Here is a 10,357-nt window from a genome sequence, read left to right as displayed (position 1 = left end):
GCATTGGCACGATAATCTGCACCTACCGGTGAGCGCTCTGCGCTGGCACGAGAGTCAGCTGGGCTCAGTCCGTCACAAGCTTCGGCAAGCGCTGTTCCAGCACCTGGTGCAGCGCGCTCTGCGTCGGCCAGTTGCGCATGAAGCGAGCCCGGTCTCGGGCGTAGGCCGCGGCGAATGACGATTGCGAGCTGTGCTGCTGCATGGCGTCAAGGTCAATCATTGCCCAGCGATCGATGTGCCAGAACAGGTTATGCCCCTTGAAATCGCCATGGCTGATACGCGCCTGGATAAGCTGCGCGAAAAGCCGGTCAAGCGCCAACAGTTCGACCTCTGGCGCATCCCCGTTTTCCACATAGGGAGCGAAGCGTTCGATGATGTCCGGGCCATCAATGAACTCGGTCACCAGCCAGGCCTTGCTGCGTAAGCCGAGAAAGCGCTTTTCCTGCACTGCCAGCGGTTTGGGTGTGGCAATGCCAAGGAACGTCAGCCGGTTGCCTTCGCGCCATGAATGCCAGGCTCGGCTGGGGCGCCAGAAGCGCTTGAGCCAGTGACTGAAATTCTTGATGTTGTAGCGTTTGATGACCAGCTGACGACCATTGACCTCAACCCGCCCGACACTCGCCGCGCCACCGGTCTTGTACAGATGCCCCTTGTCGAGCAAGGCATCCGCCTGACTCAGCACCGGCAGCATCGCAGGCTCTTCCTCGCGGCGAATGGCGCGGAACACCGAAGCGCTGTCCTCGACACTGAACAGACTGCAGTCGCGCACGGTCTTGCTCATGAAGTCCTTGAGCCGCCAACTGCGCACCTTGTCGATCTGCTTTTGCAGCGCTTCCATCGGCAAACCATGCTCGGCATTGCTCAACAGGTAATGCACCAGCAGCTCTTCGGTGAAAGGTTCGAAAGACCTGGGCAACTGGGCAAAAAACACACCGAGGTTTTCCAGCACTTTTTGCCGGGACAACGGCGTGCCAGCCTGTTCAGCACGAATCCCGGCGCCATCGATCAAATACAGCTGCCCGTTGTGGCGCAGCAGGTTGTCCAGGTGCAGGTCTTCCTGCCACAGGCCTTTAGCGTGCTGCCGGGCAATGGCCGACAGCGCGTCGCCGAGCACCGCTTGCTGCTCGTCTGCCAGCGGTGGCAGGTGCTGAACAGCGTTCCAGGCATCGCCCAGGCTCGGTGCCTGTTCCAGAAACTCGAACAACAGCCAGCCACCCTCGCCGTCCTGCAAACCGTCGGCCAGCAGCAGTGGTGTGGTCAGGCCCTGTTCGGCAAGCAGCCGTACCCCGGCCAGCTCACGCTGAAAGTGTCGGGCCGCCTTGTCGCCCACCAGCAATTTTGCCAGCACCGTTCGGCCTCGCCAGACACCGGCCCCGACATAGCGCTGCCCCGGCAATACGCGCAGCAGGGTCAGCAATTGCAGTTCAGCCGGTCCGGCAGCATCGGCCAGCGTCAGGCTCATCGGCAACTCGGGGGTACGTCCAGCGGTCTTGAGTTCAGACAAACGCATCAACGGGTCTCTTTATCATCGCGGTGTTGAATGTCTCGTTTGTGAGCGCCGCGCTTGCCCAGACGCGCACTCCAGGCGTCAACCAGCAGGCTGTTCGGCGTAGCTTGCAGATAAGCCGCCAGCAGCTCGCGCCGATCCGCCTCATTCCACATCGGCGCGCGGCGCAGCAGCGGTTCGAGGTCGCGGGCAAGGTCACGCTTGCCGAAGATCACCGGGCGGGTTTTTTCCAGGTCGATCAATTGCGCCTGATACCCCGTACCGGCTGCCTGAAGAAAAATATGCTTGGGATAGAAGCAGCCATGCACCTGTCCGGCGCCGTGCAGCGTGCGCGCCAGCTGACCGCAGGCGTGCAGTATTGCCAGACGCTGAGCGGCCTCCATCTGGTTCCACTGCTGCAACAGTTCGTCGAGATCGGTCCAGCCGTCCAGCGCACGCGTCATCAGGATCGCCCGGCGCTCGCCGTCGACCTTGCGCTCGCCATAGAACACCGCTTGCAGTGCCGGAATCCCCAGCTTGCGATAGCGACTGATGTTACGAAACTCGCGCGAGAACGACGGTTCGCCAAACGGATGATGCAACGTGTGAGTCAGGTAATTGCTCTGACGCTTGAGGTAAAAACCCTGACCGTCCAGATCGAGGCGGAACACACTGCTCCAGCCGCCGCGCCCGGTATTGGGCTCATCGACCGCATCGAGTCTGATGTTCCAAAGCGATTCAAAATCAGCCAGGTTGTGACGCGCCAGTAAAGGCTGGTCGGCACTGGCAATAAAAACGCTCATTCACGGCCCTCGAAAAAGCTGACGATATGTCGGATACGTTTTTTGTCGGAGGCGTTCAAACGCGTTCGCTGGCGGTATTGCAGGTAGAAGCGCAGGCGCTGGGTGGCCGACAAGTGATACTTGGCGACCTTGTCCAGGCAGGCCAGATCCTTGGTGATCCGATAGCGCAGCATGAAGCTCCACCAGAATGCGCCGTTGGGGCAATCGATGAAAAACAGCTTGCCTTCGTTATCGACCAACAGGTTGCGCCATTTCAAATCATTATGTGTGAAATGGTTGTCGTGCATGATCCGGGTGAAGGCAGCCAGCTGGCGGCTGATCGCGTCGACCCAATGGCGGTCGGTCAGTCGCGGATCCTTGCGTTGCGCCAGTGCCGACAAGTCTTCGGTGTTCGGCAAGCCACGCGTGATCAGTGCGCCGCGATCATACGCCGCGCCGTTGCGCTCCAGCCCCCAGGCCACCACCTCTGCAGTCGGGATGCCCCATTTGGCGAAGCGCTTGAGGTTCTGCCATTCGGACTTGACCCTCGGCCTGCCCATATAACGGCGCAGGCCCTTGCCCGCACCCACGTAGCGCTTGACGTAGTAGTAGACACCGGCGCGCTCGACGCGGATGACGTCGGACAGCGGGTCGCGGGTCAACTGCTGGCCCTGCAGGGCAAACACGGCGTCCAGGCTACCGAATTCCGGCTCCAGGAAAGCGTACTCGGGCTCGAGCTTCCAGCCCGCCATCAGAGTGCATCTCCGTAGCGCACTTTGCGCTGATACAACTTGTCGGCTTTTTTATCCAGCCAGGTCAGCAATGCCGCTTCCTTGAGCAGGATTTCGCGCAACGGCTTCTGGAAATAGCCCTGGAGAAAACGCAGTTTGTCGCGGCGGGTCAGGCCAATGTCCAGCGCCGAAAAGTACAGCGCGGCCAGGTCCTTGTTACGCCAGCGCGGCGTGATCGCACGGCGCGTCTGGGCACGGTGCAGGTCGATGACCGACAGTTTGAAATCGTCAGCGGTCACCGGCTTGTCGGTGTGCAACAGAAAATGGCAGATGTAGCAGTCGCGATGATTGACGCCTGCGCGGTGCATCATGCCGACCATGCGGGCGACTTCGGTAATGAAGGCTCTCTTCAGACGCGGCTCGGGCGGCTCGTTGCGCCAGTTGAGGCTGACATCTTCGAGGCTGGTGGTCGGTGCCAGTTCTTCGGTGACGATGAACGAGTGCTGCGCGGCGGGGTTGCTGCCACGTTCACCATAGGCCACGGCCGTCATGGTCGGGACGCCGACTTCATGCAGACGCTCGATGGCGTCCCACTCCTTGCCCGCGCCAAGTACCGGCAGCTTGGCGGTTGCCAGGTTCTTGGCGATCTCGCCCCAGCCAATGCCGCGGTGGATCTTGACGAAGTAACCGCGCCCGTCGACCTCGGTGCGCAGCGTGCGGCGCCCTTCCAGTTCACGGTAGACCTCGCCGCTCAGGCCTTCGACCTCGACGAACGCATCGCGCCCCGCCCACAGGCTCTTGAACGGCTCAGCAAGGAACAGCTTCATCAATAGTGCTCCGCCAGAATCACATCCGCAGCGTGTTGCGGCATGCTGTAAAGGTCCGCCGTGTCGGCAAAGGTCAGGCCATTGCGCGACCACGCGCTGCGTGCGGCATCGTCCTCAAGCATGTCCGACAGGTAGCGATTGAGCTGCGCCTGCTCGAACGGCTCGTCCAGCACGCGCCCGCAATCGGCCTCGGCTATATAGTGAGCGTAACCACAGACCGCGCTGACCAGGACCGGCAAACCGGCAACCAGCGCTTCGAGCAGCACGGTCCCGGTGTTTTCGTTGTAGGCCGGATGAATCAGCAGGTCGGCGCCCAGCAGAAAACGCGGAATATCGCTGCGCCCTTTCATGAAGGTCACCTGATCACCCAGGCCGAGCGCCGCGCTCTGCAATTGGAATACTTTGGGGTCGTCCTGACCGATTACAAACAGCCGCGTGCGTTTCTTGAGCTCGGCGGGCAGAGCCGCGAGTGCCTTCAGGCTGCGATCCACGCCCTTGGTCTTGAAACCGGAGCCGATCTGCACCAATAGCAGGTCATCGTCGGCCAGGCCGAATTCCTTGCGAAAGCCTGCACGAATGTCAGGGGCATCCGGCGGCGCGCGGCGATCCTGGGAAATCCCCGGCGGCAGCAAATGGAAGCGCGACGGCGGGGTGTCGTAATGCTTGATGAACAGCGGCTGCTGCACTTCGGAAATCATCAACACCTGAGTTTTCGAGTCCTTGGCGAACACCGCGCGCTCGTAGTCAGCAAAGTGGCGATAACGGCCCCACTTGCGATACAGCGGGCTGCGAAGGTTCTGCGCCTTGTCCTCGAAGCAACCGTCGGCGGCGTAATACACATCCAGACCGGGCATCTTGTTGAAACCGATCAGGCGGTCCACCGGGCGTTTGGCCAGGTCCGCCTCCATCCAGGCGCTGAGCTTTTCATTGCGCCGATGATTGAAGAACGCCTTGACCGGCGCCACCAGTACCTCGAAACCGGGTGGCACATCGCCTTCCCAGATCAGGGTATACACACGGATCTGATGGCCACGCTGCTGGCACTCCAGCGCGATGCGCATGAAGTCGCGTTGCAGGCCGCCGAACGGGAAGTATTTGTAGAGTACAAAAGCCAGTTGCATCAGCCAGGTTCCTTTGCCAGCAACAGCGCGCCCAATTGGCTCGCTACTCGCTCGGGATTCAAGCGAGTGAAGCACATCGGCCACTCGCGCTTAAGGTCGAACCGGCGCTGATCGTCGGCGGTCGGTTGGTACGTGCATTTCTTTTGCAGGCACGGCGTGCAGCCCGGGTAGTCGCTGGCCAGATGCACCTGCGACTTGCCGTAGGCCCCGGTCAGGCCCGGATTGGTCGGGCCGAACAGGGAAATGGTCGGCACATCCAGTGCAGCGGCCAGGTGCCCGATGCCGGTGTCTACCGCGACGCACGCCTGCGCGCTGGCCAGCACCCGCGCAACGCCTGCCAGATTGAGCTTTGGCAGCACGTGGGCACTGCTCAGACCCTCGGCAATGCGCTCGGCGCGGGCCTTCTCTGCCGGGTTGCCCCACGGCAACTGCACTTGCAGGCCGCGTGCTGCCATCAATTCGGCCAGCTGTCGCCAGTACAGCTCAGGCCAGTGCTTGGTGTCCCAGGTCGTGCCATGCAGGAACAGCACGAACGGGGCCTGCAAATTGTCATCCAGAGTCGCCAGGGGCTTGAGACCGTAATCGCCCATGCCGGACGGCTGTGAATAACCCAGTGCCTGAGCGAACAACTGGCGCAACCGTTCGACCGCATGCTGCCCGCGTGCCACTGGAAAAGCGCGATCATAAAAGCGACTGGCGACCGGCTCGCGTGCCGAATCGCGGTCCAGACCGGCCACCGGTGCATCGACATAGCGTGTCAGCCAGGCACTTTTGAACAGGCCCTGCGCATCGATCACCAGATCATAGCGCTGTTCGCGCACCTGCTGTTTGAAGCGCCGCCATTCCCCGGACCTGAAGGTTTGCCAAAGGTGCTTGCGCCAGCGGCGAATCGCCACCGGGATCACCCTGTCGACCGCCGGATGCCAGGCGGGAATCTCCGCGAAGCCCTCCTCGACCACCCAGTCGAAGCGAATGCCGGGCAGCGCACGCGCCGCATCGGTCAGCGCGGGCAAGGCATGAATCACATCACCCAGTGAAGACGTCTTGATCAGCAGTACCCGCAAAATCAGGCAACCTCCACCGGCGTGCTACTCAGGCGGCTCAGCGCCTGAGTCACGGCGTCCGGCTCAAGCAGACGCATGCAGTTGTAATGGCCGAAACGGCAGGTGCGCTCAAAGCACGGGCTGCACTCGATGCCCAGACGCACCACCTCGACTGCGTCGGACAGCGGCGGCGTGAAGCCCGGCGAGGTCGAACCGTAGACAGCCACCAGCGGACGGTTCAGCGCTGCGGCCACGTGCATCAGGCCGGAATCGTTGGACACCACGGCATCGGCGCACGACAGCAGGTCAATGGCTTCGGCCAGCGAGGTCTCGCCACTGAGGTTGACGGACTCCTCGCGCAGGCCGGGAATCAGCTCCTGACGAATGCTCTCACCGACCGGGTGATCTTTTTTCGAGCCGAACAGCCAGACCTGCCAGCCTTCGCGAATGCTCGCGTCGGCGACCTGTGCGTAATGCTCGGCGGGCCAGCGCTTGGACTCACCGAACTCCGCGCCGGGGCATAGCGCCAATACCGGGCGATCCAGGGTCAGACCGAATTTGCTCAGTGCGGCATCACGCGTGGTCGGGTCGATACGCAGGCTCGGCCGCGGGTAAGGACGCGGCAACTCGGTGCCCTTGTCGAAGGCCAGGGCCATGAAACGTTCGATCATCAGCGGGTAGCGCTGCTTGTCGAGGGTCCGCACGTCGTTGAGCAGGCCGTAGCGAAACTCGCCGCGCCAACCGGTACGTTTCGGAATGCCGGCGAAAAACGGCACCAGCGCGGATTTCAGCGAATTGGGCAGCAGGATAGCCTGATCGTATTGGCCGGCCAGAGACTTGCCGATCCGGCGACGGGTCGCCAGTTCCAGGGCACCGTGCCCCAGCGGAAAACTAAGCGCAGCGCGAACCTCCGGCATGCGCTCCAGTATCGGACGGCTCCATTCAGGGGCCAGCACGTCGATTTCGCACTCGGGATGACGCTGTTTCAGACACTGGAACAGCGTTTGTGCCATCACCATGTCACCGACCCAGCTAGGCCCAACGATCAGAATTTTCATGTTCTATCCAAAAACGACCAGAAACGATCAGGGAGGCCGATCAGACTGCGTGACATTCCCACACAACCTGTCGCCTCCCTGTCATAGCTTTATAGAGTGTTGCAGTGGGATGTGGCGTGCCGTGAGGCTCAGCTCAACCCCATCTGCGTCCAGATCCGCATCACCTCACGCCGCTGGGCGTGAAACTGATCGCCGCTGACCACGCCCGCCTGCTTCTGCAAGGCCTGGCGATGTGCCGCCGAGCGATACGCCTTATAGGCTTCGCGCAACAGGCCGGCATCCGTATCCGGTAGCAGTCCGGCTTCTTCAAGCCCTTCGAGAATCCGGATGTTGTCGGTGTATTGCAGCAGCGCGGGATGCTCTCTGGACCACGCCAAGGCGGCGTATTGCACCATAAATTCGATATCGACGATACCTCCGGCGTCCTGCTTGAGGTCGAATGGCACCGCCGCCTCGAAGGCATTGGCCGCCCTGCCGGCCGCTGTCACGCGGGTACCGAGGTTGTCACGCATCTTGGCGCGCATTTCGCTGACTTCGGCGCGCAGCTTGTCCAGATCACGTTCGCGCCCCAGCACATCGGCACGGACTTTCTCGAATTGCTCGCCCACATCCCGGCTGCCGGTCATGACCCGCGCACGAACCAGCGCCTGATGCTCCCAGGTCCAGGCTTCATTGGCCTGATAACGGGCGAAAGCCCCCACAGAGCTGACCAGCAGGCCGGATGCCCCCGAAGGCCGCAGGCGCATGTCGACGTCATACAGCTGACCGGAGTTGGTTTGCGTGGTCAGCAAATGGATCACCCGCTGCCCCAGCCGGGTGAAGAACTGCGCGGTGTCGATCGGCTTGGCACCGTCGGTCTCGGCCTCCAGATCGCCATCATGAATGAACACCAGATCCAGATCGGAGCCATGCCCCAGCTCGATGCCGCCGACCTTGCCGTAGCCGACGATCACGAAACCCGGATCGCACAACGTGCCGTCCGGACGTAAAGGCGTACCGTGCCGGGCCACGCTGTAGCGCCAGGCCAGCGCGAGCACCTGATCGAGAATCGCCTCGGCCAGCCAGGTCAGGTAATCACTGACTTTCATCAACGGCAGGCTGCCGGATATCTCGGAGGCCGCAACGCGCAGACTGTGCGCCAGCTTGAAATGCCGTAAGGCTTCCATCTGCTGCTCAAGGTCGTCCTCGGGGATACGAATCAGCCGCTCGCGCAGCTCGGCCTTCAGTTCCGGGGCCAGCGGCGGATTGAACAGGCGTCCCTCATTGAGCAACTCATCGAGCAACAACGGGAAACGCGCGATCTGCTCGGCAATCCACGGGCTCGCGGCACACAGGGTCAGCAGCTGTCGCAGCGCGTCGGGGTTTTCCGTGAGCAGCACCAGGTACGCCGAGCGCCGGGCGACCGCTTCTACCAGGGGCAGCACGCGCTCGAGTACCAGGTCGGGCTTCTCATGTTCCACCGCCTGAGCCAGCAGACGGGGGATGAACGCGTCCAGCCGCTCACGGCTCAGACGCTGCATCGAACGCAGGTTGGGGCTGCTGCGCAGGCTTGCCAGATTTTTCAGCGCCTTCTCGGCGTCAACAAAGCCGGCCTGCAACAGTTGGCGACCTGCGGCCTCTTCGTCCTGGGACTCTTCCCACAACGGCAGCCATTCGCCTCCCACCACCACTTCACCATCTTCTTCCTGCTCATCATCCGGGTCGGCGTCGGGGTCCGCAATGACCTGGCGGAAGTGCCAGGCCACACGGCCACGCCAGTGCATCAGTCGTTCGTGAAAGGCAGCCCAGTCAGCGAAGCCCATGATCAGCGCAACGCGCGCCTGATCCTGTTCGTTGTCCGGGAGCATCTGCGTCTGACGGTCGGCAATCGCCTGAATGGCGTGCTCGGTATAACGCAGAAACTCGTAGCCCTCGCGCAGCTCTTCGGTCACCGCCGAGGGCAGATAGCCCTGCCCCTCAAGAGTTTTCAGCACCTTGAACAACGGCCGCTGCTGCAGACTCAGGTCGCGGCCGCCGTGAATCAGTTGAAAGGCCTGGGCGATGAACTCCACCTCACGAATACCGCCGGCGCCCAGCTTGATGTTTTCCGCCATGCCCTTGCGCTTCACTTCCTGCTGAATGAGCTGCTTCATGGTGCGCAGCGCTTCAATGGCCGAGAAATCCAGATAGCGGCGGTACACGAACGGACGCAGCATCGCCAGCAATTCGGCACCGGCAGCCTGATCGCCCCCGACCACGCGCGCCTTGATCATCGCGTAACGTTCCCAATCCCGGCCCTGGTCCTGGTAATACTGTTCCAGCGCATTGAAGCTGAGCACCAGGGCGCCGGACGAACCGTAGGGGCGCAGACGCATGTCGACCCGGAATACGAATCCGTCGACGGTCACCGGGTCGAGCGCCCTGATCAGCCGGTGGCCCAGACGAATGAAGAACTCCTGATTGTCCAGCGCACGCTTGGTGCCGACGGTCTCGCCGCCCTCCGGGTAGCCGAAGATCAGGTCAATGTCCGAGGACAGGTTCAGTTCGACCGCACCGAGCTTGCCCATGCCCAGAATGACCATGTGCTGCGGCTGCCCGGAATGACGACCGGTCGGGGTGCCGAACTGCTGGCAGTGCCGGGGGTACAACCATTGGTAAGCCAGATCGATCGACGCATCGGCCATGTCCGACAGGTCACGGCAGGTTTCGATCAGGTTTGCCTGACGGGTCAGGTCGCGCCAGATAATCCGTACTTGCTGGCGTGCGCGCTGTCGACGTAGATTACGCCCCAATTCATCATCACTGGCAGCGCTCGACAGCGCGTCGGCAATCTGCCCGCGCAATTGGCCGGCAGAGAAGCTACGCTCCAGCTCGCCCGAATCGGCCAGCTGCAGGAGCATCTGCGGATCACGGCAGACTTGTTCGGTTACAAAATCACTGGCAGCGCAGACCCGGTCGAATGCTGCCTGCCGCGCCTCGGGCCAGGCCTTGAATGAGGCCTGTGCGTCCTCGGACAGGACAGTGAGCGCGGCCTGAAACATCTGGCGAGCGCGGGTAATCGATGGCAGCAGAATGGCCGGAAATTCGGCCAGTAAAGGCAGGCTCATGGTCTATCCTTGATCGGCGTGCAGACGCCCGTCCGTCGTTATGGCGAGACGCGTCTGCCAGCACCGCTTGTCGAACAAAGGTTATAAATTGCTGGAAAAATCAAATTAGAAGCATAAAAATCCGCTTTTTCCCTGCAAGATATTCAATAGCGATCAACAGTAACGTTTTAAGCTACACGACAACAGGAGCGATTAAGACGCTTCTCTGTAGTTTTACTACTGG

The 10,357-nt window shown here is 61.8% G+C and carries 8 protein-coding genes; all 8 read right to left on the bottom strand.

Annotation, left to right across the window (positions count from 1 at the left end; translation table 11 throughout):
* Positions 1 to 64 precede the first annotated feature (64 nt).
* Positions 65 to 1,510 carry a lipopolysaccharide kinase InaA family protein gene (locus PI739_RS08350; RefSeq protein ID WP_054081293.1) on the bottom strand — a complete coding sequence of 482 codons (1,446 nt, stop codon included), beginning with the start codon at positions 1,508 to 1,510 and terminating at the stop codon, positions 65 to 67.
* Positions 1,510 to 2,289 (bottom strand): lipopolysaccharide kinase InaA family protein, encoded by a 780-nt coding sequence (locus PI739_RS08345; RefSeq protein ID WP_003366220.1) that lies wholly within the window; start codon positions 2,287 to 2,289, stop codon positions 1,510 to 1,512. Before PI739_RS08345 ends, PI739_RS08350 begins: the two co-directional genes overlap by 1 nt.
* A complete protein-coding gene (locus tag PI739_RS08340; protein WP_003431987.1) occupies positions 2,286 to 3,020 on the bottom strand; it encodes a lipopolysaccharide kinase InaA family protein in 735 nt (244 codons plus the stop codon). Before PI739_RS08340 ends, PI739_RS08345 begins: the two co-directional genes overlap by 4 nt.
* Positions 3,020 to 3,826: a lipopolysaccharide core heptose(I) kinase RfaP gene (gene rfaP, locus PI739_RS08335; RefSeq protein WP_003431990.1), complete on the bottom strand. Its 807-nt coding sequence runs from the start codon at positions 3,824 to 3,826 to the stop codon at positions 3,020 to 3,022. The genes PI739_RS08340 and rfaP overlap by 1 nt, the downstream gene beginning before the upstream one ends.
* Positions 3,826 to 4,947, bottom strand: coding sequence for a glycosyltransferase family 4 protein (locus PI739_RS08330; RefSeq protein WP_003366217.1), 1,122 nt, complete (start codon positions 4,945 to 4,947; stop codon positions 3,826 to 3,828). The genes rfaP and PI739_RS08330 overlap by 1 nt, the downstream gene beginning before the upstream one ends.
* Positions 4,947 to 6,011 carry a lipopolysaccharide heptosyltransferase I gene (gene waaC, locus PI739_RS08325; protein WP_003366216.1) on the bottom strand — a complete coding sequence of 355 codons (1,065 nt, stop codon included), beginning with the start codon at positions 6,009 to 6,011 and terminating at the stop codon, positions 4,947 to 4,949. Before waaC ends, PI739_RS08330 begins: the two co-directional genes overlap by 1 nt.
* 2 nt (positions 6,012 to 6,013) lie before the next feature.
* Positions 6,014 to 7,048 carry a lipopolysaccharide heptosyltransferase II gene (waaF, locus tag PI739_RS08320; RefSeq protein WP_054081292.1) on the bottom strand — a complete coding sequence of 345 codons (1,035 nt, stop codon included), beginning with the start codon at positions 7,046 to 7,048 and terminating at the stop codon, positions 6,014 to 6,016.
* Between the two features lie 128 nt (positions 7,049 to 7,176).
* Positions 7,177 to 10,134 (bottom strand): bifunctional [glutamate--ammonia ligase]-adenylyl-L-tyrosine phosphorylase/[glutamate--ammonia-ligase] adenylyltransferase, encoded by a 2,958-nt coding sequence (gene glnE, locus PI739_RS08315; RefSeq protein WP_271351690.1) that lies wholly within the window; start codon positions 10,132 to 10,134, stop codon positions 7,177 to 7,179.
* Positions 10,135 to 10,357: the final 223 nt, after the last annotated feature.

Origin of the sequence: Pseudomonas cerasi (assembly GCF_027983475.1) — a bacterium.
Taxonomy (GTDB): Bacteria; Pseudomonadota; Gammaproteobacteria; order Pseudomonadales; family Pseudomonadaceae; genus Aquipseudomonas; species Aquipseudomonas cerasi.
The sequence above is the reverse complement of the archived record's forward strand: the minus strand, read 5'-3'. Positions and strand labels throughout refer to the sequence as shown.